The organism is Streptomyces sp. 3330 (assembly GCF_031456635.1).
Lineage (GTDB): Bacteria > Actinomycetota > Actinomycetes > Streptomycetales > Streptomycetaceae > Streptomyces.
This window is the reverse complement of sequence record NZ_JAVDVA010000001.1, coordinates 1-24,599: the sequence shown is the minus strand read 5'-3', so window position 1 is coordinate 24,599 and position 24,599 is coordinate 1. Positions and strand designations below refer to the sequence as shown.

Annotated in this window: 25 protein-coding genes and 1 riboswitch; of the genes, 12 read left to right on the top strand and 13 right to left on the bottom strand. The window is 72.8% G+C overall.

Annotation, left to right across the window (positions count from 1 at the left end):
* Positions 1-5: 5 nt before the first annotated feature.
* Both J2X68_RS00120 and J2X68_RS40230 read right to left on the bottom strand, forming a co-directional pair.
* A complete protein-coding gene (locus J2X68_RS00120) occupies positions 6-1,913 on the bottom strand; it encodes an anthranilate synthase family protein (protein WP_310430316.1) in 1,908 nt (635 codons plus the stop codon).
* A 112-nt stretch (positions 1,914-2,025) separates the two neighbouring features.
* A complete protein-coding gene (locus tag J2X68_RS40230) occupies positions 2,026-2,082 on the bottom strand; it encodes a trp operon leader peptide (protein ID WP_078912442.1) in 57 nt (18 codons plus the stop codon).
* A gap of 96 nt (positions 2,083-2,178) precedes the next feature.
* Between J2X68_RS40230 and J2X68_RS00115 the strand changes: the two genes are divergently transcribed.
* Complete coding sequence (locus tag J2X68_RS00115; protein WP_310430315.1) at positions 2,179-3,531, top strand: class II 3-deoxy-7-phosphoheptulonate synthase; 1,353 nt, start codon at positions 2,179-2,181, stop codon at positions 3,529-3,531.
* A 123-nt stretch (positions 3,532-3,654) separates the two neighbouring features.
* Positions 3,655-3,897: a (2Fe-2S)-binding protein gene (locus J2X68_RS00110; protein WP_310430314.1), complete on the top strand. Its 243-nt coding sequence runs from the start codon at positions 3,655-3,657 to the stop codon at positions 3,895-3,897.
* Positions 3,898-3,907: 10 nt separating this feature from the next.
* On the opposite strand, the gene bfr is transcribed toward J2X68_RS00110, so the two are convergent.
* Positions 3,908-4,387: a bacterioferritin gene (bfr, locus tag J2X68_RS00105; protein ID WP_310430313.1), complete on the bottom strand. Its 480-nt coding sequence runs from the start codon at positions 4,385-4,387 to the stop codon at positions 3,908-3,910.
* A gap of 197 nt (positions 4,388-4,584) precedes the next feature.
* On the opposite strand from bfr, the gene J2X68_RS00100 reads away from it, so the two are divergent.
* Positions 4,585-5,217: a sulfite oxidase-like oxidoreductase gene (locus tag J2X68_RS00100; RefSeq protein WP_310430312.1), complete on the top strand. Its 633-nt coding sequence runs from the start codon at positions 4,585-4,587 to the stop codon at positions 5,215-5,217.
* A gap of 70 nt (positions 5,218-5,287) precedes the next feature.
* Here the strand turns inward: J2X68_RS00100 and J2X68_RS00095 are convergent, their stop codons facing one another.
* From J2X68_RS00095 to thiO, 5 genes are all read right to left on the bottom strand, one after another.
* Positions 5,288-6,166, bottom strand: a complete 879-nt coding sequence (locus J2X68_RS00095; RefSeq protein ID WP_310430311.1) for a deoxyribonuclease IV — start codon at positions 6,164-6,166, stop codon at positions 5,288-5,290.
* Positions 6,167-6,212: 46 nt separating this feature from the next.
* A complete protein-coding gene (gene pknB / locus J2X68_RS00090) occupies positions 6,213-8,150 on the bottom strand; it encodes a Stk1 family PASTA domain-containing Ser/Thr kinase (protein WP_310430310.1) in 1,938 nt (645 codons plus the stop codon).
* Positions 8,151-8,288: 138 nt separating this feature from the next.
* Positions 8,289-9,083, bottom strand: coding sequence for a thiazole synthase (locus J2X68_RS00085; RefSeq protein WP_310430309.1), 795 nt, complete (start codon positions 9,081-9,083; stop codon positions 8,289-8,291).
* Positions 9,084-9,086: 3 nt separating this feature from the next.
* A complete protein-coding gene (gene thiS / locus J2X68_RS00080; RefSeq protein ID WP_054243057.1) occupies positions 9,087-9,287 on the bottom strand; it encodes a sulfur carrier protein ThiS in 201 nt (66 codons plus the stop codon).
* Between the two features lie 68 nt (positions 9,288-9,355).
* A complete protein-coding gene (gene thiO / locus J2X68_RS00075; RefSeq protein WP_310430308.1) occupies positions 9,356-10,522 on the bottom strand; it encodes a glycine oxidase ThiO in 1,167 nt (388 codons plus the stop codon).
* Positions 10,520-10,630, bottom strand: a riboswitch (TPP riboswitch). Its footprint overlaps the gene before it by 3 nt.
* A 52-nt stretch (positions 10,631-10,682) precedes the next feature.
* Between thiO and J2X68_RS00070 the strand changes: the two genes are divergently transcribed.
* The 6 genes from J2X68_RS00070 to J2X68_RS00045 all read left to right on the top strand — a co-directional run bounded on the left by J2X68_RS00070 (position 10,683) and on the right by J2X68_RS00045 (position 15,628).
* Entirely contained in the window at positions 10,683-11,033 is a 351-nt protein-coding gene (locus tag J2X68_RS00070) for a hypothetical protein (protein WP_310430307.1), read from the top strand.
* Between the two features lie 32 nt (positions 11,034-11,065).
* On the top strand, positions 11,066-12,313 hold the full coding sequence (locus J2X68_RS00065; RefSeq protein ID WP_310430306.1) for an FAD-dependent oxidoreductase: 1,248 nt from the start codon (positions 11,066-11,068) through the stop codon (positions 12,311-12,313).
* 59 nt (positions 12,314-12,372) lie between these two features.
* The gene (locus J2X68_RS00060) at positions 12,373-12,738 is read left to right on the top strand and encodes an Rv2175c family DNA-binding protein (protein ID WP_310430305.1); all 366 of its coding nucleotides are present in this window, start codon (positions 12,373-12,375) and stop codon (positions 12,736-12,738) included.
* Between the two features lie 77 nt (positions 12,739-12,815).
* Positions 12,816-13,463, top strand: coding sequence for a thiamine phosphate synthase (gene thiE, locus J2X68_RS00055; RefSeq protein WP_310430304.1), 648 nt, complete (start codon positions 12,816-12,818; stop codon positions 13,461-13,463).
* 159 nt (positions 13,464-13,622) lie between these two features.
* Positions 13,623-14,546: a methylenetetrahydrofolate reductase [NAD(P)H] gene (gene metF / locus J2X68_RS00050; RefSeq protein ID WP_310430303.1), complete on the top strand. Its 924-nt coding sequence runs from the start codon at positions 13,623-13,625 to the stop codon at positions 14,544-14,546.
* A gap of 56 nt (positions 14,547-14,602) precedes the next feature.
* Positions 14,603-15,628 (top strand): hypothetical protein, encoded by a 1,026-nt coding sequence (locus J2X68_RS00045; protein ID WP_310430302.1) that lies wholly within the window; start codon positions 14,603-14,605, stop codon positions 15,626-15,628.
* 55 nt (positions 15,629-15,683) lie between these two features.
* On the opposite strand, the gene J2X68_RS00040 is transcribed toward J2X68_RS00045, so the two are convergent.
* The 5 genes from J2X68_RS00040 to J2X68_RS00020 all read right to left on the bottom strand — a co-directional run bounded on the left by J2X68_RS00040 (position 15,684) and on the right by J2X68_RS00020 (position 22,000).
* Entirely contained in the window at positions 15,684-17,156 is a 1,473-nt protein-coding gene (locus tag J2X68_RS00040; RefSeq protein ID WP_310430301.1) for an NAD(P)/FAD-dependent oxidoreductase, read from the bottom strand.
* 38 nt (positions 17,157-17,194) lie between these two features.
* Positions 17,195-17,812: a DUF4126 domain-containing protein gene (locus J2X68_RS00035; protein WP_310430300.1), complete on the bottom strand. Its 618-nt coding sequence runs from the start codon at positions 17,810-17,812 to the stop codon at positions 17,195-17,197.
* A 435-nt stretch (positions 17,813-18,247) separates the two neighbouring features.
* A complete protein-coding gene (locus tag J2X68_RS00030) occupies positions 18,248-18,874 on the bottom strand; it encodes a TetR/AcrR family transcriptional regulator (protein ID WP_267020381.1) in 627 nt (208 codons plus the stop codon).
* Between the two features lie 44 nt (positions 18,875-18,918).
* Positions 18,919-21,003, bottom strand: a complete 2,085-nt coding sequence (locus J2X68_RS00025) for a YhgE/Pip domain-containing protein (RefSeq protein ID WP_310430299.1) — start codon at positions 21,001-21,003, stop codon at positions 18,919-18,921.
* Complete coding sequence (locus J2X68_RS00020; RefSeq protein ID WP_310430298.1) at positions 20,975-22,000, bottom strand: ATP-binding cassette domain-containing protein; 1,026 nt, start codon at positions 21,998-22,000, stop codon at positions 20,975-20,977. The genes J2X68_RS00025 and J2X68_RS00020 overlap by 29 nt, the downstream gene beginning before the upstream one ends.
* A gap of 174 nt (positions 22,001-22,174) precedes the next feature.
* Between J2X68_RS00020 and J2X68_RS00015 the strand changes: the two genes are divergently transcribed.
* The 3 genes from J2X68_RS00015 (at position 22,175) to J2X68_RS00005 (ending at position 24,439) form a co-directional block, all read left to right on the top strand.
* Positions 22,175-22,738 carry an SAV_6107 family HEPN domain-containing protein gene (locus tag J2X68_RS00015; protein WP_310430297.1) on the top strand — a complete coding sequence of 188 codons (564 nt, stop codon included), beginning with the start codon at positions 22,175-22,177 and terminating at the stop codon, positions 22,736-22,738.
* Between the two features lie 187 nt (positions 22,739-22,925).
* On the top strand, positions 22,926-23,753 hold the full coding sequence (locus J2X68_RS00010) for a methyltransferase (protein WP_310430296.1): 828 nt from the start codon (positions 22,926-22,928) through the stop codon (positions 23,751-23,753).
* A gap of 275 nt (positions 23,754-24,028) precedes the next feature.
* Positions 24,029-24,439 carry a DUF3040 domain-containing protein gene (locus J2X68_RS00005; RefSeq protein ID WP_310430295.1) on the top strand — a complete coding sequence of 137 codons (411 nt, stop codon included), beginning with the start codon at positions 24,029-24,031 and terminating at the stop codon, positions 24,437-24,439.
* Positions 24,440-24,599: the final 160 nt, after the last annotated feature.

Here is a 24,599-nt window from a genome sequence, read left to right as displayed (position 1 = left end):
GACCGCTAGCGGGCCGGCCGCGGCTCGGCGCACACCCGGGCCATCAGCTCCCGCACCACGCGGGCCCCGTTCAGGGTCAGCACCGACTCCGGATGGAACTGGACCCCGGCGAGCGCGTTCAGGGGCGCGCCCTCGGCGCGCAGCGGCCCGCGCAACGCGTGCACCTCGCCGTTCGCGGCCCGGCTCACCTCCACCCCGAGCGCCGTCAGCTCCCGCAGCGCCGCCTCGTCGCACAGCGCCACGAAGCTGTTGTAGAACCCGACGGTCTCCGACCGTCCGAACAGGTCCACGGTCGTCTGCGCCCCCTGGTACGGCACCTCCTTGCGGACGATGTCCAGCCCCAGCTCCGCCGCGATCAGCTCGTGCCCGAGGCAGACCCCGAGGACGCCGTGCCGGTGCTCCCGGACCACCCGCGCGGTCAGCTCCCGCAGCGACCGCATCTTCGGGTCGGCCAGGTCGGACGGGTCGCCGGGGCCGGGGCCCAGCACGACGGGCCCCGCGTGCGCGAGCACCGACTCCGTCAGCCCGGGCGCGTCGTAGCGCAGGACGCTCACCTCGAGCCCGCTCGACCGCAGCACGTGCGCGAGCATCGCGGTGAAGGTGTCCTCGCCGTCGACGACGAGCGCGTGCCCGGTCAGCTCCTGCGTCCGCTCCTGCATCCGCAGCCAGAACGGCGCCAGCGAGGCCCGGCGCGCGTCCAGCGCCGCCCGCACCCGGGGGTCGTCGGCCGGCCGGGGCCGCGCGCCGACCGTCCCCGGGCCGCCCGGCCGGACACCGAGCGCGGCCAGCACGCCCGCCGCCTTCGCGTGCGTCTCCGCGACCTCGCCCGCCGGATCCGACCCGCGGACGAGCGTGGCGCCCACCGGTACCCGCAGGCGCCCGGCCGCGTCGATGTCGGCGGTGCGGATCAGGATGGGGGAGTCGAGGGTCTGCGCCCCGCCCGCGTCCCGGCCCAGCAGTGCCAGTGCGCCGGCGTAGTAACCCCGCGCGACGCCGTCCGGCCCGAGCGGCTCGTACCGCTCGATGACCCGGCAGGCGTTCTGCACCGGCGAGCCGGTGACGGTCGCCGCGAACATGGTCTCCTTCAGCACCTCCCGCACATCCAGCGAGGACCTGCCGCGCAGTTCGTACTCCGTGTGCGCGAGATGCGCCATCTCCTTCAGCCGGGGTCCGATCACCACCCCGCCCATGTCGCCGACGGTGCACATCATCTTGAGCTCCTCGTCGACGACCATCGACAGCTCCTCGATCTCCTTGCCGTCGGCGAGGAAGTCCAGCAGGCCCTCCGGCGTCGGACCCTCCGCCGGATACCGGTACGTCCCGCTGATCGGGTTCATCACGACCGTGCCGCCGGACATCCGCACGTGCACCTCGGGGCTGGCCCCCACCAGCGTCCGGTCCCCGGTGTGCACGACGAACGTCCAGTACGCGCCCCGCTCGCCTTCGAGGAGCCGTCGGAAGAGGGCCAGCGCGTCGGCCCGGCCGAACCCGGGGATCCGCCCCCGGTACGTCCGCCGGATCACGAAGTTGGCGCCCTCGCCGCGGCCGATCTCGTCCCGCAGCACCCGCCCGACGATCTCCGCGTACTCCTCGTCGGCCACGTCGAAGCCGCCGTCCTCGACCCGCACCTCCCGCGCCGGGAGCCGGTCGAGGGCCTCCGCCAGCGGCAGGACGTGCCGCTCCTGCGGAACCAGCGCCGCCAGCGGGGTGCCGTCGTCGCGGACGTCGAAGCCGCGCTCGCGGATCTGCCGGAAGGGGACGAGCGCCAGGCCCTCCTCGGGCAGGTCGGCGAGCCGGTCGTACGTGCCGACCGGGCCGATCAGCACCTCCACCGTGTCGGCGTCATGGCCGGGAGCGCGGCGGCGGAGCAGGGCGAACGGGCGGTCGTCGTGGATCAGCCGAGCCAGGTCCATGGGTTCCTCTTCCGTCGATCTCGATCGATGTCGGTATCGGGTGAGGAACGGCCCCGGAAACGCCGAAGGCCGCCCCTCGGGCGGCCTTCGCGAAGTCTTGCGTACGCGCAGTTCAGTGGGCCGCCGGATGAGCGGTCCACCACCAGTTCTGGGTCGAAAGCGCGAACATGCGACGCACCTTACCCCACGCGCACCTGAGCACAGGTGCGTCTCACCTGTCGAGCCGGGCGAAAACGACTCGACACGACCCCGTAATGTTGAGGGCGTGACCGTGAACGCTAAGACCAGCGCGAGCGCTGGCAACACCTGGCGAGACCTGCCCGCGGCGCAGCAGCCCGAGTACCCCGACACCGAGGCTCTGCGCGCAGTGATCGCGGACCTCGAGTCGTATCCGCCGCTCGTCTTCGCGGGCGAGTGCGACCAGCTGCGCGCCCGGATGGCGGCCGTCGCCAAGGGAGAGGCGTTCCTTCTCCAGGGCGGCGACTGCGCCGAGGCGTTCGACGGGGTGTCCGCCGATCAGATCCGCAACAAGCTCAAGACGCTGCTCCAGATGGGCGCCGTGCTCACGTACGCGGCCTCGGTGCCGGTCGTCAAGGTCGGCCGGATCGCCGGCCAGTACTCCAAGCCGCGCTCCAAGAGCACCGAGACCCGCGACGGCGTGACCCTGCCGACGTACCGGGGCGACTCGGTCAACGGCTTCGACTTCGACGAGGCGTCCCGCGTCCCGGACCCCGAGCGCCTGAAGCGGATGTACAACGCGTCCGCCTCCACGCTCAACCTGGTGCGCGCCTTCACCACCGGCGGCTACGCCGACCTGCGCCAGGTGCACGCCTGGAACCAGGACTTCGTGAAGCAGTCCCCGTCCGGTCAGCGCTACGAGCAGCTCGCTCGTGAGATCGACCAGGCGCTGAACTTCATGCACGCCTGCGGGGCCGACCCGGAGGAGTTCAAGACCGTCGAGTTCTTCTCCTCGCACGAGGCGCTGCTGCTCGACTACGAGTCCGCCCTGACCAGGGTCGACTCCCGCACCGGGCGGCTGTACGACGTCTCGGCGCACATGGTGTGGATCGGTGAGCGCACCCGCCAGCTGGACCACGCGCACATCGAGTTCGCCTCGAAGATCCGCAACCCGATCGGCATCAAGCTCGGCCCGACGACCACGGCCGAGGAGGCGCTGCAGTACATCGAGCGCCTCGACCCCGACCGTGAGCCCGGCCGGCTGACCTTCATCGTCCGCATGGGCGCCGACAAGGTCCGCGACAAGCTGCCCGAGCTGGTCGAGAAGGTCAGCGCCTCGGGCGCGACCGTCGCCTGGATCACCGACCCGATGCACGGCAACACCTACGAGGCGGCCTCGGGTCACAAGACCCGCCGGTTCGACGACGTGCTCGACGAGGTCAAGGGCTTCTTCGAGGTCCACAAGGCCCTCGGCACCCACCCGGGCGGCATCCACGTGGAGCTGACCGGCGACGACGTCACGGAGTGCGTGGGCGGCGGCGACGAGATCTTCGTCGACGACCTGCACCAGCGCTACGAGACGGCCTGCGACCCCCGCCTGAACCGCAGCCAGTCCCTGGACCTGGCCTTCCTCGTGGCGGAGATGTACCGGGACCAGTGACCTTCCGGTCATGAAGATGGGGCGCGGATCACATACGATCCGCGCCCCACTCCACTTTTGTGGCCACCGGCGGCCGGGTAAGGTTAGGTTAGCCTTATTGATCTCGGCAGGAGGTGAACCCGCGTGTTCGTATGCAGCTGCTTCGGTGTGACCGAGGCGCAGGTCCAGCAGCACGCGGACAACGGAGCCTGCACCCCCCGCCAGATAGCCTCCGCCTGCAAGGCGGGCACGGACTGCGGGTCGTGCGTCCGGCGCATCCAGGCGATCCTCGGCCGGGGCGCCTGCCGGCGCCCGGACCTGGCCGACCAGGGCAGGCCGGTCCTCGCCCGGGTCGAGGAGTTCGAAGACCTCGGCGAAGCCGCCTAGGCAGAGGGCCTCAGCTCTCCGGCTGCTCGATCAGCTGCGCGAGGTACAGCGCCTCACCGAGCTTCTCCACCAGTTCGAGCTGGGTGTCGAGGTAGTCGATGTGGTGCTCCTCGTCCTCGAGGATCGACTCGAAGATGTTGGCGGACGTGATGTCGCCCTTCTCGCGCATCACCTTGATCCCGCGCCTCAGCCGGTCGATCGCCTCGACCTCGACCTGACGGTCGGCCTCGAACATCTCCTTGACCGTCTGCCCGACCCGTACGTGGAAGAGCCGCTGGTAGTTCGGCAGCCCGTCCAGGAACAGGATCCGGTCGGTGAGCACCTCGGCGTGCTTCATCTCGTCGAACGACTCGTGCCGGGTGTACTTGGCGAGCTTCGTCCAGCCGAAGTTCTCCTGCATCTTGGCGTGGAGGAAGTACTGGTTGATCGCCGTGAGCTCGCCGGTGAGCTGCTCGTTGAGGAACTCGATGACCTCGGGGTCGCCCTGCATCGCAGAGGCTCCTTCCGCATGGGGAATCGGGGTGAGGAACGGGGAGGCTGCCGCCGAATGATTGCACCGGCGGGGAAGATCGTCCAGTAAGTGCGCACTTAGTAAGTTAGTGCATGCTTAGTAGCAGATGCCCGATTCGGGATATGCCCGGTCATGGCTGGTCATGTGCACCGTCCAGGGTCTGTCAGGATGGAGTCATGGGTCAGCCGGTGGAGCGCGAATCTGGAGAAGAAGCAGTGTCCGAGCTTCCGCCGGGGCAGCGACTCCAGCGGGGATGGCCCGTCACGCACTACGGCCCGGTGCCCAAGTTCCGGCCCGAGCGCTGGGAGTTCAGGGTCTTCGGCGCCACCGCCGACGGTGAGAAGCGCTGCTGGAACCACGAGGAGTTCACGGCCCTTCCGTACACGTCCGTCGTGGCCGATCTGCACTGCGTGACGAAGTTCAGCATGCTGGGCGCCGAGTGGGGCGGGATCCCGGCCCGCACCATCCTGGAGAGCGCCCCGCCCGCTCCGAACGTCACCCATGTGATGGTGTGGGCCGAGTACGGCTTCAGCTCGAACCTGCGCCTGTCCGACTTCGCCGCCGAGCGCACCATCTTCGCCACCCACAAGGACGGCGAGCTGCTCACCGCCGAGCACGGCTTCCCGCTGCGGCTGGTCGTTCCGCACCTCTACGCCTGGAAGGGCCCCAAGTGGGTCCGCGGCGTCGAGTACATGACCGCCGACCGCCGCGGCTTCTGGGAGGAGCGCGGCTACCACAACGTCGGCGACCCCTGGCGGGAACAGCGCTACTCGTACCAGGAGGGACCGGGCGACGGCCCGGAACTCTGAGCCCCCCGGGAGCCTGATCCCCGCGCGGACCCGATCCCCGCGGGGTCCTGATCCCCCCGGTACGGCGGCGTCAGCCGTCGCGGAGCTTCTTCAGGCGCTCCACGTCCGCCGCGTGCCCTTCCTTGCCGCCGGGCGTCTCGATGATCAGCGGCACGCCGGCGGTGGCCGGGTGGGTCATCAGCGCCCGGAACGGGTCCTCGCCGATGTGCCCCGCGCCGATGTTCTCGTGCCGGTCCTTGTGCGCGCCGACCACGTCCTTGGAGTCGTTGGCGTGGATCAGCTTCAGCCGCCCCTCGCCGACCGTCTCCACGAGCAGATCGAGGGTCTGGTGCATGCCGGCCGGGCCGGTCAGGTCGTGCCCGGCCGCGAAGATGTGACAGGTGTCGAGGCAGACGCCCAGCTTGGGATGGGCGTCCAGCGCCTCGAAGTACGGCCCGAAGTCCCAGGTCCGGGAGCAGAGCGAGGCGCCCTGGCCTGCGGTGGACTCGAGCAGCAGGAACGGGTCGTCGTCGTGGGTCAGCTCGTCCAGCAGCGGCAGCAGGTACTCCCGCACCTGCTTCAGCGCCACGGACCGGTCCCGCCCGCCCGTCGCGCTCCCGGTGTGGACGACCACGCCCAGCGCGCCGATCTCCCGCCCGCGGCGCAGTGAGTGGCGCATCGACTCCACCGACCTCTCGGCGGTCGCCTCGGTGTGCGAGCCGAAGTTGATCAGGTACGGCGCGTGGACGTACGCGGGGACCGACCGTGCCGCGCACGCCTCCCGGAAGGCCTCGTCCTGTCGCGGGTTGCCGACCGGAGTGGCCCAGCCGCGCGGGTTGGCGACGAAGACCTGGACCGTCTCGGCGCCGAGGTCCTGCGCGTACGACATGCCCACGTCGTGCAGACCGCCGGCCACGGGGACGTGGCCGCCGACCGGGTTGCGGGAGGGGAGAGGGGCTCGAGAACTCACCCGTTCAGGGTGTCATGCCCCGCACACCGCTCCGGCACCCGCCCGGTCAGCGGATGGTGATCGTGATCGTCGATCCCTTGGGCGCCGTGTCGCCGCCGTCCACGGACTGGCTCTTCACGGTGTCGCCGAAGAGCCCGAGCAGCCCCCGGTCCTCCTCGACCTTGAAGCCGGACTGCTCCAGGAGCGACGTGGCGTCGTCGACGCTCGCGCCGACCACGTCCGGGACCTCGACCATCTCCGGCCCCTTGGACAGCGTCAGGGTCACCGTGTCGCCCTCGGCGGCCTCGCTGCCCTCCTCCGGGGTCTGCGTCGCGACCAGGCCCTTGTCGAACTCGGAGGTGACCTGCTCGGTGGCGATCTTCACCTTCAGACCGGCCTCCTCCAGCTCGGCCTTGGCGTCGTCCACGCTGTCGCCGGTGACGTCCGGGATGTCGACCGGGCTGCCCTTGCTGACCACGATCGCGATCGCGGCGCCGGCGCGGCGCTTCGCGCCCGCCTCCGGGTCGGTGCTGATCACGAAGCCCTTGATGACGTCCTCGCTGAACTCCTGGGTGACCAGGCCCGGCTCCAGGCCGTCCGACTTCAGCAGCTCCTCGGCCTTGTCCAGCCGGGAGCCCGCCACGTCCGGCACCTTCACGATCTCCGGGCCGTCGGAGACGGTGAGCGTCACGGAGTCGTGCTTGCGGATCCGGGCGCCCGGATCGGGGTCGGTGTCCATCACGGTGCCGCGCTTCACGGTGTCGCTGTGCTGGTGGCGCACCTTGCCGACCTCGAGGCCGGCGGCCTCCAGCCGGGTCCTGGCCTCCGCCTCCTTCTGCGTCAGCACCGCGGGGACCTTGGTGAACTGACCGGAGTTGATGTACCAGACACCGGCGCCCACGCCGAACACCAGCAGGACGGCGGCGACCAGCGCGAGCACCCCGCGCCGGGGCCGTGCGGAACGGCGCCGGGGCGGCAGGGGCGGCCCGCTCTGGAAGCGCGAGGTGCGGTGCAGCGGATCCTCGCCGTCGTCGGCGTCGTCGTCGACGGGCAGCGGACGGGGCACGGTGAGCGAGCGCGGGATCACGCTCGTGCGGTCCTCGGCGTTGTCGTGTCCGGCGGAGACCGCCTGCGGCGGCATCGCGTCCAGCTGCTCCTCGGTGAGCGGAGCGCGCGCCTCCCGTGCCTGCCCGAGCAGCGCCACGGCGTCGTACGGCCGGACCTCGGGGGTGCGGGCGGTGGCCGACGCCACCAGCTCGTCCAGCTCGTACGGCATCCCGGGGACGAGGGCGGACGGCGGCGGGACGTCCTCGTGGAGGTGCTTGTAGAGCACGATCGCGGGGGAGTCGCCGTCGTGGGGTTTCTCACCGGTGAGCATCTCGTAGAGCACCACCCCGCACGCGTACACGTCGACGCGGGGGTCGGCGGCGCCCGGCTGCTCGATCTGCTCGGGGGCGAGATAGGCGACCGTGCCGAGCACGGCCCCCGTGGTGCTGGTCACCGTGTCGACGGACCGCACCAGACCGAAGTCCGCGACCTTGACCCGCCCGTCGTCCCCTATCAGCACGTTCTCGGGCTTCATGTCCCGGTGCACGAACCCGGCCCGGTGCGCGGCGCCGAGCGCGGCCAGCACGGGCTCCAGGATGTCGAGCGCGGCTCGCGGCTGGAGCGCGCCGCGCTCCCGCAGCACGTCACGCAGCGTGCAGCCGGCGATGTACTCCATGGCCAGATAGACGTACGACCCGTCGGCGCCCTGATCGAACACCTGGACGACATTCGGGTGCGCGAGCCGGGCGACCGACTTCGCCTCCCGGATGAACCGATCGACGAACGCCCCGTCGGCGGCGAGCGCCGGGTGCATCACCTTGAGCGCGAGCACGCGGTCCAGGCGGGTGTCCACGGCCCGGTAGACCGTGGCCATCCCGCCGACCGCGATCCGCGCCTCTACGCGATACCGGCCGTCGAGCAGTTGCCCGACCAGAGGGTCCTGAAGGGTCGTGTCCACGCAGGTGAGTCTACGAGCCGCCGCTGACACCTCCGCCGGTTCCGCCGGGATCGCAGCGCGACTGGAGCCGACCTGTGACGCAACCCACGGGTCCCGCGACCCCCGTATCCGAAGACCGGACGGTAGCCGCGCGGGCGGTCAGAACGCCGGGCGCTCGGGGTCCAGCACGGCCCGGCCCTCCACCGGCGAGGACGCCTGCGCGAAGTACCGGGGCGGCATCCGTCCGGCCAGCCGGGCCAGCCTTCCCGCCTCGACGCCGGCCCGCATGGCCGACGCCATCCGCTCGGGCTCCCTCGCCCGCGTCACCGCCGACGCCAGCATCACCCCCGCACACCCCAGCTCCATCGCCAGTGCCACGTCCGACGCGGTGCCCGCGCCCGCGTCCAGGATCACCGGCACGCGCGCGTGCTCGACGATCAGCTGGAAGTTGTGCGGGTTGCGGATGCCCAGACCGGAGCCGATCGGCGAGCCCAGCGGCATCACCGCCGCGCAGCCCACGTCCTCCAGCTTCCGGGCCAGGACCGGATCGTCGTTCGTGTACGGCAGCACCGTGAAGCCGTCGTCCACCAGCGTCTCCGCCGCCTCCAGCAGCTCGATCGGGTCCGGCAGCAGGGTGCGCTCGTCGGCGATGACCTCCAGCTTGATCAGATCGGTGCCCAGCGCCTCCCGCGCCAGCCGGGCGGTCAGCACGGCCTCCCCGGCGGTGAAACAGCCCGCCGTGTTCGGCAGCACCCGGATGCCGAGCCGCTCCAGCACCGACAGCACGGAACCGTGCACCGAGGGGTCCACCCGGCGCATCGCGACCGTGGTCAGCTCGGTCCCGGACGCCACCAGCGCCCGCTCCAGCACGTCCAGGCTGGGCGCACCCCCCGTGCCCATGATCAGCCGGGACGAGAAGGACCTGCCGCCGAGGACGAAGGGATCGTCGGCCATGGCTCAGCCCCCCTGCACCGCGGTGAGCACTTCCACCCGGTCACCGTCGCGCAGTGCCGTGGACGGCCACTGCGCGCGCGGGACGACGGTCTCGTTGAGCGCGGCGGCCACCCCGGAGGGCGCCGGCGTCAGGGACCGTACGACGCTGTCGAGGGCCGTGCCGGCGGCGAACTCGCGCCGCTCCCCGTTCACCGAGACGTGCACGTGGGCGTCCACCCGGACGTGCCGCGGGCCGTCGTCCCGGGTGTTCTCCTGCGTGTTCCCCTGGGCGTTCATGCGGGCTGCTCCGAGAGTGCGGCGGCGCCGAAGCGCCGGGGTGTGAAGGGGCGGGCCTCGTCCGGGAGCTCCCCGGTGGCCAGGGCGTGCGCCATCGCGTCACCCGTCACCGGCGTCAGCAGCACGCCGTTGCGGTAGTGGCCGGTGGCCAGCAGCAGCCCGGCGAGGTCCGTCGGCCCGAGCAGCGGCGCGTTGTCCGGGGAGCCGGGCCGCAGCCCCGCGCGCGTCTCCGTGAGCGGCAGCTCGGTGATCCCCGGGACCAGCTCATGGGCGTCGCGCAGCAACTCGTACACGCCCCCCGCCGTCACCGTGGTGTCCCAGCCCAGCTCCTCGCTGGTCGCGCCGACGACCAGCTCGCCGTTCTCCCGGGGGACGAGGTAGACCTGGCTGCCGCGCACCACGGCCCGCACGGTCCGGCTCAGGAACGGGGCGTACCGCGGCGGCACGGCCAGCCGCAGCACCTGGCCCTTCACCGGCCGCACGGGAGGCAGGACGTCCTGCGGCACCCCCGCGAGCCGTCCGCTCAGGCTGCCGCCCGCGAGCACCACCTGCCCCGCCTCCAGGGCCGTGCCGTCCGCCGTGACGGCCCCGGTGGCGCGCCCGCCCGCGACCGACAGCCGCTCGGCCCGCGCCCGGTGGAAGACCACCCCGGCCCGCTCGCACGCGGCCACCAGCGCCCCGGTCAGCCGCCGCGGGTCGATCTGGTGGTCGCCGTCGACCCGCAGCCCGCCCCGCACCCCCGGTGCCAGCAGCGGCTCCAGACGCCGGCACTCGCGCCCGGACAGCCACTCCGACTCCAGCCCCGACTGCTGCTGAAGGGCGTGCAGTTCCCGCAGATGGGCGCGGTCGTCGGAGTCCAGCGCGACCGCGAGCGTGCCGCAGCGCCGGTAGCCCAGATCGTGCCCGGTCAGCTCCGTCAGCTCGGCCGCGAAGTCCGGATAGCGGCGGGCGGAGGCCAGGTTGAGGCCGAGCAGGGTCTGCTCGCCGTGGTGCAGTTCCGTGACGGCGGCCAGCATCCCGGCCGCCACCTGGGCGGCCCCGCCGCCCGGTGCCGGGTCGAGGACCGCCGTGGCGAAGCCCCGCTGCGCGGCCCGCCAGGCCGTGACCAGGCCGATGATCCCGCCCCCGATGACGAGGACGTCTGACGTACGTGAAGACGACATGGGCGTCCAGCCCCTCCCTTCGCCGGCATGACCCGGATCAGGTTCGACGGTCGGAGGCCGCCAGCCTCCCTCTCAGCCCGGTGCGTCCGGACTCCCGCGTGTGCTCTACGTTGGCCACCCTAGCCCGTGCTCCGGCGCCTCTGTAAGGGAGCCTTTCGTCATGCCCCGCTCGTTGGACGGCCTCGTCCTCGCGCCCGTCGCCGACCAGGCCCCGGGCCAGGTCGGCACCCGCACCCGCTTCACGTACCACGAACGCGGCGGCGCGATCTGGGCGGAGTACGCCGGCGGCGACGTCGTACGCGGGCATCTGGTGGGTACCCGCGAAGGAGACCGGCTCGACTTCCGGTACGTACAGCTCAAGCACGACGGGACGACGTCCTCGGGGCGCTGCGTCTCGACGGTCGTGGAGCTCGCGGACGGACGGGTGCGGCTCGAGGAGAGCTGGGCGTGGGAGTCGCAGGAGGGCAGCGGCACCAGCGTTGTGGAGCAGGTCACGACGCACGACGGCTGACTGACGTTTCGTCAGCCGCCTAAGGTGATCAGGTGAGCGAGCAGAGGCAGGAACAGGGCGGCCCGGCCGGACGGCGCGTGGTGGTCGTCGGCGCGGGCATGGCCGGGGTGCAGACGGCCGTGGCGCTGCGGGAACAGGGCTTCGACGGCACGGTGACGCTGATCGGAGCGGAGCCCCACCAGCCCTACGACCGGCCCCCGCTGTCCAAGGCCGTCCTGCTCGGCAACGCCGAGGGCTCCGCCTTCGACGTCGACTTCGAGGGCCTCGGCATCGAGCTGGTGCTCGGCCGCGAGGTCGACGGCCTGCGCCCCGCCGACCACGAGCTGGACACCGAGGCCGGACCCGTCCCCTACGACGTGCTGGTCCTCGCCACCGGCGCCGAACCGATCCGGCTGCCCGGCGCCGAGGGCGTGCCCGGCGTGCATCTGCTGCGCACCCTGGACGACGCCGAGCGGCTGCGGCCCGTGCTCGCCCGGCAGCACGACGTCGTGGTCGTCGGCGCCGGCTGGATCGGCGCCGAGTTCGCCACGGCCGCGCGCGAGGCCGGCTGCGCGGTCACCGTGGTCGAGGCCGCCGACCGGCCGCTGGCCGGGGCGCTGCCCGCCGAGGTCGCCGCCCCCATGGCCGCCTGGTACGCCGACAGCGGCGTCGATCTGCGCACCCGCGCGCGCGTGGAGCGCGTCGAGCCCGGTGCGGTCGTCCTGGACGACGGCACCCGGCTGCCCGCCGGCGCCGTCGTCGTGGGCATCGGCGCCCGCCCCGCCACCGCCTGGCTGGCCGGCTCCGGCGTCACGCTCGGCGCCCACGGCGAGGTCGTGGCCGACGCCCAGCTGCGGACCTCGGTGCCCGATGTGTACGCGGTCGGCGACTGCGCCTCCTTCCCCTCGGGCCGGTACGGCGAGCGACTCCTCGTGCACCACTGGGACAACGCCCTCCAGGGACCGCGCACGGTCGCGGCGAACATCGTCGGCGCCGCCACCGACGAACCCCTGGCCGTCTACGACCCGGTCCCGTACTTCTGGTCCGAGCAGTTCGGCCGCTTCGTCCAGTACGCCGGACACCATGCCGACGCCGACCGCGTCCTGTGGCGCGGCGACCCGGCGGGACCGGCCTGGTCGGTGTGCTGGCTGCGCGACGACCGGCTGGTCGCCCTGCTGGCCGTGGGCCGGGCGCGCGACCTCGCCCAGGGAAAGCGGCTGATCCAGGCGGGCACACCCATGAACCCACGGCTCCTCGCGGACCCGGCGAGGCCCCTGAAGGCCGCGACGGCGGCGGTCTGACCGCCTGGTCGGACCGGCCCGGTTTCCGACTGTCAGCGGCAGATGGCAGGCTTGTTCCCGTGACCGAGATTGACGCAAAGACCGATGCTCTCGTCCCCGCCTGGCTCACCGTGCCCGACATCGCGGACATGATGGATGTCGACGTGATCCGCGTCCGGCAGCTGATCAAGGACGGCCAGCTCATCGCCGTGCGCCGAGGCGAGAACCGCGCGCTGCACATCCCCGCCGCCTTCATCGACGGGGACAAGGTGGTCAAGGGCCTGGTCGGGACCCTGACCCTGCTGCGGGACGACGGCTTCACGGACGAAGAGATGCTCGAGTGGCTCTTCACCCCCGACCCGAGCCTGCCCGGCACCCCCGCGCAGGCCCTGAGCGAGAATCGCGGCACGGAGGTGAAGCGCCGCGCCCAGGCGCTCGCCGTCTGACCCGCGCAGCCGAACCGACACACCCGGCGTACGGGGGCGCCCGCTCCCGTACGCCATCGCCCCGGGGGGACTTTCCCATGCCTGACACCGCCCGTACCGGCCTGGCCGACGCCCGGCTGTACCTCTGCACGGACGCGCGCACCCGCCAGGGCGACCTCCCGGAGTTCCTGGACGCGGTCCTGGCGGGCGGCGTCGACATCGTCCAGTTGCGCGACAAGGGCGTCGAGGCGGCCGAGGAGCTGGAGCACCTCGAGGTGTTCGCCGACGCCTGCGCGCGGCACGGCAGGCTGCTCGCCGTCAACGACCGCGCGGACGTCGCGCACGCGGCGGCGGCCGGCGTGCTCCACCTCGGACAGGGCGACCTGCCGGTCCCCGCGGCCCGCGCGATCCTGGGCGAGGACGTGCTCATCGGCCGCTCCACGCACACGGAGGCGGAAGCCGAGGCGGCTGCCGTCCAGGAGGGCGTCGACTACTTCTGCACCGGCCCCTGCTGGCCCACCCCGACCAAGCCCGGCCGGCCAGCCCCCGGCCTCGGCCTGGTCCGGCACACGGCCGCCCTCGGCACCGGCCGGCCCTGGTTCGCCATCGGCGGCATCGACCTCGGCAACCTGGACGAGGTACTGGCGGCGGGCGCCCGCCGGGTCGTCGTCGTCCGGGCGATCACGGAGGCGGACGACCCGGGTGCCGCGGCGGCGGAGTTCGCGAAGCGGCTCCGCGAGGCGTGAATCGGCTCCGCGAGACGTGATCCCGCCGTCCCGGCCGGTCGTGCGGAGGCGGCCGGGGAATCTGGTACGGCTGTCCAAGGGGTGGACAACAAGTCGACAAAGCGGGCAAATTTCCCGCATCGGGTTGGGGGACCGCCCACCCCTGACTAACCTGCGGGTATGGCCCTCGGAACCGCATCCACCAGGACGGACCGCGCGCGTACCGTGCGCGACATCCTGGCGACCGGCAAGAAGACGTACTCGTTCGAGTTCTACGCGCCGAAGACGCCCAAGGGTGAGCGAAGCCTGTGGAACGCGCTGCGCCGGGTCGAGGCCGTCGCCCCCGACTTCGTCTCGGTGACGTACGGCGCCGGCGGCTCCACCCGGGCGACCACGGTCAAGGAGACCCAGCAGATCGTCGTCGACACCACCCTCACGCCGGTCGCGCACCTCACCGCCGTGGACCACTCCATCGCCGAGCTGCGCAACATCATCGGCCAGTACGCCGACGCCGGGATCCGCAACATGCTCGCCGTGCGCGGCGATCCGCCCGGCGACCCCATGGGCTCGTGGGTACCGCACCCCCAGGGCCTGACGTACGCCGCCGAACTCGTCCGGCTCATCAAGGAGTCGGGCGACTTCTGCGTGGGCGTCGCCGCCTTCCCCGAGATGCACCCGCGCTCCGAGGACTGGGACACGGACGTCGCGCACTTCGTGGACAAGTGCCGGGCCGGCGCCGACTACGCCATCACGCAGATGTTCTTCGAGCCCGAGTCGTATCTGCGGCTGCGCGACCGCGTCGAGGCGGCCGGTTGTGTGACTCCGGTCATTCCCGAGGTCCTGCCGGTGACGAGTGTGAAGATGCTGGAGAGCCTGCCCAAGCTCAGCAACGCGCACTTCCCCGCCGCCCTGAAAGAGCGGATCCTCACAGCCAAAGACGATCCGGCCGCTGTACGCTCCATTGGCATCGACTTCGCCACGGAGTTCTGCGCACGGCTGCTGGCCGAGGGAGTGCCCGGACTGCACTTCATCACGCTCAACAACTCCACGGCGACGCTGGAAATCTACGAGAACCTGGGCCTGCACCATCCCCCGCAGGCCTAGACCGGCCGCTTGCACATACGACACACTGCGTAGCGGCCACTGGGAGAGGGGCGTACATGGGCTGGACGGTCCTCTACATCGCGTTCGGCATTGTCGCGCTGTGGCTGCTCGGCGAGGTTCTGCTGCAGTACAAGGCGCGGCTGCGCTGGCGGCTGCTGGCCTTCGTCGGCTTCCTCGGCGTCGTCATCGGTGTCCTGATCCCGTCGGTCGTCGTCATCGCGCTGGGCGCCGCCGCCTTCGCGGTCGGCCAGACCTACGTGACGCTGTCGTTCCGGCGCGGCTTCGCCGAGGGCTGGGCCTTCCGGCGCGGGGACGCCGAAGCGGAGGGTGAGGAAGGGACCACCGCCAAGCGTCGCCGCGGCAAGGCCGAACGCAAGGACCCGACGCTCGAGGTCTCCGGTCTGGAGGCCGGCGAGGCCGCCTTCGGCTCCGACCCGCGCTACGGCGCCGACGACACGGCGTTCGGCCAGGAAGGCAACGCCTTCGGCGACAAGAGCGCCTTCGGCGACGACGAGTACGACCGCGACGACGTCTTCACGCCCGCGGCCCGCGGCACGGATCCCTCCGCCGCCGAGACCACGTCCGTGTACGAGCCGCAGCCCCTGCCCGACGACACCGGCTCCTACGGCATATACAGCGACACCGCCTACGCGGCCAACGGCCAGGCCCAGTCGCAGGATCAGCCCCAGGACCAGTACGCGACGGCGGCCCAGGGCGCGGACCAGAACTACGGCTACGACACGTACGCCGGGTACCACCAGCAGCAGTACGGCTACGACGCCACCGGTGAGCAGCAGTACGCGGCCTACTCCGACCCGTACATCGGCACCCAGACCTACGGCGGCGGCTCCTACGACGCCGGCTACGGCCAGCAGCAGTACGGGCAACAGGGCTACGGCCAGGACCAGTACGGCGCCGGCGGCTACGGGGAGACCCCGGCCGGCGGCGTCTGGGTGCCGCAGCAGCGCAACACCGACGACCCGCTGGGCGGCGGCGAACTCCCGCCCGAGCAGCAGCAGTACCCGTACCAGGGCGACGGCCGGCAGCAGGGCACCGGCTACGACGAGCAGTACCGGTTCTGACGGCCGCTTCGCCGCGGGCGTGCCTCCCGCCACAGGCACCGGGAACCTCGGTGGCTCACTGCGAGCCGCGGAACTGCGGTCCCTCCACGATCAGTCCGGACACCAGCGCGCCCGACATGCCCGCGTGCGGCAGTCCGCCGCCCGGGTGCGACCAGCCGCCGACCGTGAACAGCCCTTGCAGGCGCGTGGAGTTGGCGGGATGCAGCAGTCGCCCCCCGGCCGCGGCCAGTGCCGGCGCCGGGACCGCCCCGCCCGCCGCGCCCGTCTCCCGCGCGATGTCGGCGGGGGTGCGCACCTCTCGCCACAGGACGCGGTCGCGCAGACCGGGGACGGCCCGCTCGGCGGCGGCGACCAGCGCGTCCACGTGTGCGTCGTCGATCTCCGCGCCCGCCGGGACCACCGCACCGAGCGTGATCGCCTCGTGGCCGCCGTCCGGGACCAGGGCCGGGTCGTCGGGCCGCAGGACCGTCACCGTGGGCCGCGCGGGCACCGACGGCGTCACGCCGAAGAGGCTCTCCAGCTCGCCGTCACGGTCCGCGGAATGCACCACCGTCCGGTGCGCGGTCCCCTCCGGCCGGGCGCCCCGCAGCGCGAGCAGCACGGTCAGCCGGCTCGGCAGGCCCTGCTGAGGGGCGACCTCGCCGTCCGCGCGGGCGGGCAGACCGGCCGCGCCGCCGGGAGCGACCACGAAGTCCGCCTCCCGCACCTCGCCGCCGGCGAGTTCCACGCCCGCCGCGCGGCCGTCCTTCTCCAGGATCCGGGTGACCTCGGCGCCGAAGACGAACTCCACCCGGCGGGCCAGACACCGCTCGTGGACCGCGCGGGCCAGCTCCCGCATCCCCCCGCGCACGTACCAGGTGCCGAAGGCGTGCTCCATGTACGGCAGCACGGCCGCGCTCGCCGGGGCGACCCGTGGATCCAGGCCGTACGCGAGCGCGTGGCCGTCGAGCAGCGCGGCGAGCCGGGGGTCACGGAGCTCCCAGGCGCCGATCTCGGCGAGAGTGCCCGCCCGGCGGGTGCGCAGCAGGCGCTTGTGCGGGACCGCCGGGTAGGGCTCGCGGTCGGCCAGCACCGACCAGTCGTCCCACAGGGGCTCCTCCAGGAGCGGACGCCGGGTGCGGTCCCAGGCCTCCCGGGCCCGGACCAGGAAGTCGCCCCAGCGCTGCCCGGCCGGCGCCCCGAGCGCCCCGTCCAGCGCCGCGACGACCCCCGCGCGCGAGGCGTTCGGCAGGGCCACCTCGGTGCCGTCCGCGAAGACGTGCCGTGCGGACGGATCGACCTGGACCAGCTCGACGCAGGCCTCCAGCGGCTCCTTGCCGGTCTTGACGAAGAGGTCGCGGTAGACGGCGGGGAGGGGCAGCAGGCCGGGACCGGTGTCGAAGCCGAACCCGTCCCGCTCGAAGCGGCGCACCGCACCGCCGTACGTCTGCGTCCGCTCGTACACCGTCACCCGGTGGCCCGCGACGGCCAGCCGGGCGGCCGCCGCCAGCGCGCCCATCCCGGCGCCGATCACCGCAATCCCTGCCATGCCCGCGACTTTATCGGCCGCCACCGACAGTCACGCCGTCAGCCCGGCGGAGGCGGCCACGGGAGCCGGGCGAGCCGGCGTTCCTCCCGCCGCTGCGACCTGCGCCGCAGGAACCTGCGGATCCGGGAGACGAGGAGGTAGAGGACCGCCAGACCGGCCACCAGCAGCGCGCCCGCGATGATCGCGGCCGCTTCCGGGTGGAAGATCGCGAACGTCACGACGCCGGCGACCCCGAGATCCTCGGCGAGGCTCACGAGCACGTTGCTGAACGGCTCGGGCGAGGAGTTCACCGCCATCCGGGTGCCGGCCTTGACGGCGTGGCTGGCCAGCGCCGTCGAACCGCCGAGCAGGCCGGCCGCCGCGTCGGAGAGCGAGCCGCTCTGTCCGGCGAGCACCGCGCCGATCCAGGCTCCCGCCGCGGGCCGGACGACCGTGTGCACGGTGTCCCACGCGGAGTCCACGTACGGGATCTTGTCGGCGACCGCCTCGCACAGGAAGAGCAGGCCGGCGGCGAAGAGCACCTCGGGGCGCTGGAGCGTCTCGGGGACGTCCTCGCTCAGCCCGGTGGCGCCGAACACGCCGAGCAGCAGCACCACCGCGTACGCGTTGATGCCGCTGGCCCAGCCGCTGGTGAACACAAGGGGGAGTACGGACACGGACGCGATCGTAACCAGTCGGCCGCGCGGCGTCCTGGGGATGAGTGCGCAGAGCTGAGTACGCGTACCCAGGGGGTGAGTTGAGTACGCGCGCGGATGGGGGCGGACCTGCGCGAACGAGAGAGTGGGGGCACGGAAAGAGGCGCGGCTCCGGCACCGGCGACACGGGGCGCCGGAACGGAGCGGCCCTCGATCCGCTCCTTCCGCCGGCCTGTTCGGCGGGAGTGAGACGCGGGGGGCACCCGGGGGAACGACCGCACGGGGGAACAAGGGGGAACCCGAGGGGGAACAACGGGGGAGGGACGGGGGAACGGGGGAGCACGAGGAAGCGCCGGTCCGCGGCGGCCCACGGGGGACGTGGCCACCGAGGACCGGCGCTTTCGTGTGTCCACGCGCGCGTGGTGCGGTTCAGCGCCGCGTCACGCGCGCGTGGGGCTACCGGTGGCCGCTCACCCGTCCCTGGAGCAGCCGGGACAGCGCCGAGTGGACGTCGTCCAGGGACCGCTCCGGCTGGAAGGCCTGCCAGTCCAGCGCCGCCACCAGCACCATGCCCACCAGGGCGGCCGCCGTCAGCTGGACGTCGATCTCGTCGCTGAACTCGCCGTTCTCGACGCCCTCGCGCAGCACCCCCTCGACGACCGCCACCGCCTCCTGCCGGACCACCATGAGGGTGGACTGCCAGGCCCGGTTGGTGCGCCACAGCTCGGCCACGTAGAGCTGGGTGAAGGACGGGTAGCGGTCGATGAAGACCAGGCCCGCGCGGACCATCGCGTCCAGGGCGTCGACCTTGCTGCCGCCGTCCCGCGCGGTGCGCTCGGCCGCCTCCCGCAGCGAGGCGGTGAGGAGGCCCACGCCGTGCCTCAGCAGCTCCTCGAAGAGGACCGACTTGCTCGCGAAGTTGTAGTAGACCGTGCCTTTGGCGACACCGGCCCGTTCGGCGATCTCGTCCACTGTCGTCGCGGAGAAGCCCTGCTCGGCGATGAGCGTGACGGCTGCCTCGTAGAGCTTCTGCCGGGTGGCCTCGCGGCGGGTGCTGCCGCCCGGGGTGGTGCTGCTTTCCATGGTCCTGATTGTCACAGGAACCCGGCCTGCCGGACGCCCGATCCTCACAGGCTCAGCTCCGGGTGCAGCCGGTCCAGGGTCCACACCTGGCGGCGGCGCGCCGACAGGGCGGTCAGCGCGAGGGCGCCCACGGTGAAGGCGACGAGCACCACGCACGCGTGCCACACCGGGGTCAGGCCGCCGCCCGTGATGAGCCGCCTGAGCGCGTCGACGACGTGACTCATCGGCAGGTAGGGGTGGATCGCGTTGAAGAAGCCGGGGCTGGTCTGCACCGGATAGGTGCCGCCCGCCGACGTCAACTGCAGCATGAGCAGGGCGAGTACGAGGATCCGGCCCGCCGCCCCGAAGCGCGCGTTGAGCCACTGCACGAGGGCCGCGAAGCACGCCGTCACCAGGAAGAGGAAGCCCACCGTGCCGGCCGCCCGTGTCATCTCCAGGCCGATCGCCCAGTGCAGCACGGCCATCAGGGCCGTCGTCTGGAGCACCCCGATGGCGACCACCGGGAGCCAGCCCGCCAGCGCGATCCGCCATGCCGGGGCGCCCGCGGCGAGCGCGCGCCGGTTCATGGGCGCGATCAGCATGTACGCCACCATCGCGCCGACCCACAGCGACAGCGGGATGAAGTAGGGAGCGAAGCCGGTGCCGTAGTTGGGCGCCTTGTGCAGGTCCTTGGAGGCGAGCTGCACGGGATCGGCCATGACGGCGGTGCGGGCGTCGCGCTGCTGCGCGTCGTAGTCGGGGATCTGCTCGGCGCCGTCGTGCAGGCCGTCGGCGAGCTTTCCGGAGCCGTCGGAGAGCTTGAAGATGCCGCCGTTGAGGTCCTGCGCGCCCGTCTCGAGCTTGGTGACGCCCGCGTCGAGGTCGACCGACCCCGTCTTGGCCGTGCCGATCCCGGTGTGCAGCTTCTTGGCGCCCTTGGCCACCTTCGCGGCGCCCGTGTTGAGCGCGTTGACCTCGGTCACGGCGTCGTCGAGGTCCTCGGAGAGGTGCGGGGCGCTGTCGGCGAGCGACTGCGCCTGCTTCTGGAGGGCGGCGAGGTTCGTGCGGAGCGTCTTCAGGTCGCCGTCCTGGTCGGCGATCAGCGTGTTGAGATCGTCGGCGACCGTCGCCACGTCGGCGGCCGCGTCCTTGGCCTTCTTCAGGTCGGCGCACGCGGGGTCGGGCAGCACCGGCGTCTCGCAGCGCGCCTTGTGCACGGCGGCGAGGGTGTCCGAGGCGGTGTGGGCGCCCTCGGCGGCGGTGGGCGCCAGCTTGACCAGGGTGGCGAGGTTGTCGCGGATCACCTTGGCCGAGTCGGCGACCAGTTGGGCGGTGTCCCCGATGGTCTTCTCGTTGTCCTCGACGAAGGGCCCCAGTGAGTCGGCGACCCCGTTGACCTTGTCGGCGAGCGTCTGGGTGCCGTCCGCGACCTTCTGCGAACCGTCTTCGAGGTCGTCGGCGCCCTTGTCGAGCTTCTTCAGGCCCTTCGCCAGCTTGCCGCTGCCGTCCTTGGCGTCGCTCAGCCCGTCGGCGAGGTCCTTGGAGCCCTTCTCGGCCTTGCCGATGCCGCCGGTGAGGTCGTCGGCCCCGTCGGCGGCCTTCGCGGTCGCTCCGTGGATGTCGGAGAACGAGACGAAGATCTTGTCCAGGAAGGACCGCGAGGTCTTCGTGGACGCGGCCGTGCGCACCTCGCTGAAGACGGTGCGCGAGATCTGCCCGACGATGTAGTTGTTGGCGTCGTTCGTGCGCACCTGGAGGGAGCTCGTCTCGGGAGCATCGCCCGCACTGGAGGCGATCCGCCCGCTGAAGTCGGCCGGCATCGTCAGCGACAGGTAGTACCTGCCGTCCTCCACGCCCGCGCGTGCCTCGGCGGCGCTCACCTCGTGCCAGTCGAAGACCTCGCTGTCGCGCAGCCCCTGGGTGATGTCGTCCCCGGCGTTGATCCTCTTGCCGTCGGCGGTGGCGCCCTTGTCGTCGTTCACGAGCGCCACCGGAATGCGGTCGAGGCGGCCGTACGGGTCCCAGAAGGACCACAGGTACAGCGCCCCGTACAGCAGGGGCAGCAACAGGAGTGCGACGAGGGCGGCCCGGGGCAGCTTGCCCCGGCCGAAGCGCCGCAGCTCAAGCGCGGCCAGTCTCGGCGATCGCATCCGTCTTCTCCTCTTCCTGCTCGGTCCCGGTGGGCTCGGTGGGCTCGGTGTGCTCGGTGTGATCGGTGTGATCGGTGGACTCGTCGGGTTCGTCGGACTCCTTGGCCCCGTCGGACCCCTTGGCCCCGTCGGACTCGTGCGACCCGGTGGACTCGCCCGGCTTCCGGGCCGGTTCGACGGCGTGCTCGGCAGCGGCGTCGGCGGCTTCCTCGCCACCGCGGGCCTCGACGGCGTCCTCCCGGGCAGGGGCCTCGACGTCGCCCTTCCGGTCGGGGGCCTCTACGGCGTCCTGCCGGGCGAGCGGGACGGCCGCCGGGCCCGTGGAGACCGCGACCGTGCCCTCGGGGGCCTCGCCGCACACCGCGAGGACGGTCGTCCCCGCGTCGGCGAGGGACCTGAGCAGCGCCCAGACGTCCTCCCGCTCGGCGTCCGTCAGCTTCAGGTCGACGTCGTCGACACCGAGCAGCCCGGGGCGTCCGATGAGCGCCAGCGCCACGGACAGCCGCAGCGCCTCGATGCGCTCCAGGTCGCGGACGGCGGTCCGCGCCCCCTTGGGCAGGGTCTCCCGGTCCAGCCCGGCGGCGGTGAGGGCGGTGTCGATCCGCAGCCCCACGTCGACCGCCCGCTCCCCCCGCGGTCGCAGCAACTCGCGTACCGGGGCGCCGAACCGCCTTTCCAGCAGCGCCCGTTCACGCAGGTGCTCGCCGACGGTCAGGGCCGGGTCGAGGTCCGTCACACCGGCGACGTGCGCGAGCGCGCTGACCCGCCGCACCGCCCCCAGGTGCTTCGGCAGCCGTGCCCCGCCCACGGCCGCCGTCCCCTCGGTGGCTTTCATCCGCCCGGTGAGCGCGAGCAGCAGGCTGGTCCGGCCGGAGCCCGACGGTCCCTCGACGGCGATCAGCGAGCCCGGCTCCGCATCGATGTCGATGCCCCGGAACGCCCATCCCCGAGGGCCTCGGAGCCCGAAACCGTCGGCGGTGACACCGACTCCGTCCACAGGTCCCCCTGATTGACATGTTTTTGAACTGACTGGTCAGTGCAAAAACTAGCCCGAACCTTCGATCGAAGCAAAAGCCCAGGTCAGAACGGATTGTCAGTGCCATACCCGACGATGGGCACATACGGCAACCCGTATCGGGCGCGCCGTCACACAGACGACAGGAGGTTCGTCATGGCCACCTACCACGCAGCCGCCGCAAACCGGCGCCGCGCCGCCGGCCCTGCCCCCTCACTGAACGGCCCCGCGAGCGACGTGCACCCCGTGCTGCGGCGCACCACGGCCCCGCCCGCCGCCCTCGACCTGCTCGCCCAGGCCCGCGCCGGGCTGGACGAGGCGGCCGTCCTCGAAACCCCCAACGAGCGCTACGCCACGGCACATCTGGCGGCCCTGCGCACCGCGGCGGCCGTGCTCGCCGCCCGGGGCCGCCCCGATCCCTCCCCCCGCCGCCGGGCCCGCATCCGGAGCGCCTGGGAAGTGCTCCCCGAGATAGCGCCCGAACTCACCGAGTGGAGCGCGCTGTTCGCCTCCGGGGCCCGGCGCCGCGCCCGGGCCGAGGCGGGCATCCAAGGCGCGGCCACCCGCCGGGACGCCGACGACCTGATACGCGACGTGGCGATGTTCCTCCGCCTCGTCGAACGCATGCTGGTGCTCCAGCCGGTCCTTCCGCAGCCACGCCAGGAGGGGGACGACCCGGACGGCTCCGGCACGGGGCGCGACCTGCCGGACGCGGGCTGACCCCCGCCGCCGCCGGGGCACACGGCCGTGACCGGGCGAAGGCGCCGGAGGCAATAGGGTGGAAGGCGCCTGAAGCCTTCCCTCCGCCCGCCCCGCCCGCTCACCGGACCGGGTCGGACCGGGCCGGGAAGGCAGCCCGTTCGCTCCGCCGCGCAAGAGGCGGTGCCGCGCCGAGGAGTCAACTGCCGTGTCGGACCCGATGCGCCCGCCCGTCTCCCACCACAGCCCGCACGCGACGCCGCCGCGCTCCGAGCCTCCGCGCCCCCGCGCGGCTCTCCGTACGGCCGTGGTCTGGGAGGTCCTCCAGGAGGCCCTCGAACGCCGGGTCAAGGCGACCGGGCGTGAGTCGCTCGACGTCCTCGACACCGGCGGCGGCAGCGGGAACTTCGCGGTGCCCGTCGCCCTGCTCGGACACCGGGTCACCGTCGTCGACCCCAGCCCCAACGCGCTCTTCGCCCTGGAGCGCCGCACGGCCGAGGCCGGGGTCGCCGACCGCGTGAAGGGCGTCCAGGGCGACGCCCACGGCCTCTTCGACGTGGTCGGTCGCGGAGGCTACGACGCGGTCCTGTGCCACGGCGTGCTGGAGTACGTGGACGACCCGGCCGAGGGGGTCCGCAACGTGGTGGCCGCGCTGCGCCCCGGGGGCGTCCTCAGCCTGCTCGCCGCCGGCCTCGGCGGAGCCGTGCTCGCGCGCGCCCTCGCCGGCCGCTTCAAGGAGGCCCGGCAGGCCCTCACCGACCCGGACGGCCGCTGGGGCGAGGGCGACCCCGTGCCGCGCCGCTTCACGGCCGAGCAGCTCACCGCGCTGGTCGAGGGCGCGGGCCTGCGGGTCGGCTCGGTGCACGGCGTGCGCGTCTTCGCCGACCTCGTCCCCGGTGTGCTCGTGGACACCGAGCCCGGCGCCCTGGAAGCCCTGCTGAAGCTCGAGGAGGCCGCCGCCGAACTCGCCGCCTTCCACGCCGTGGCGACCCAGCTTCATGTGCTGGGCGAGACGCGGGGGGCCGACGAGACCTGAGCGCCCCCTGGGGCGCACCGCTGATCAGGGGCTCGGCCGCGCATGGAGTACGCCACAGGCCCCCCGTTCGGGCGGAGTGCGCCGTATGATCGAGGGAGACCGCCCGGCATGACGGGTCGGCTCCTGGGGAATGCAAACCTCAGCGGCCGGGACGTCCATGGCGGGCTCCGGTTGGCCAATTGGCGTAGAGGGGCGGGTTTCACGGGGGCGATTCCCTGCCTATCCTGAAGGGACCCCCCGGGTCGCCCCGGCGACTGCACGATGAGGAGGACTCCGTGCCGCTCTCGGAGCACGAGCAGCGCATGCTCGAGCAGATGGAGCGAGCGCTGTACGCCGAAGATCCCAAGTTCGCGTCGGCGCTCGAGGGAAGCGGGCTGCGTACGTACACCCGGCGGCGGGTCTACCAGGCGGTCGCAGGCTTCCTCGTGGGTATCGCGCTCCTCATGGCCGGTATGGTCGCCAAGCAGGTCTGGCTGAGCGTGGTGGGCTTCCTCGTCATGCTGGGCTGCGCGGTTCTCGCCGTGACCGGCTGGCGCAAGGCGCCCAAGCCGGGCGAGCAGGCCGCAGCGGGAGCCGCAGCCCCGGGCACCCCGCACGGCCGTGGTCAGGGCCGGCAGAAGCGCTCCATGATGGACCGGATCGAGCAGCGCTGGCAGCGCCGCCGTGACGAGCAGGGCGGTCACTGAGACCGCAGCACCACCCCGAAGCGCAGAAATGTCGAGGGGGGGGGCCCCCCCCCGGGGGGGGGGGCCCCCCGCGGTTTGGCGGGGGCGGGCGCGGCCCCCCCCCCCCCCCGGGGGGGGGGGGACCCCGGCCCCCCGCCCCCGGCCCCGCCGGGGCCGCGGG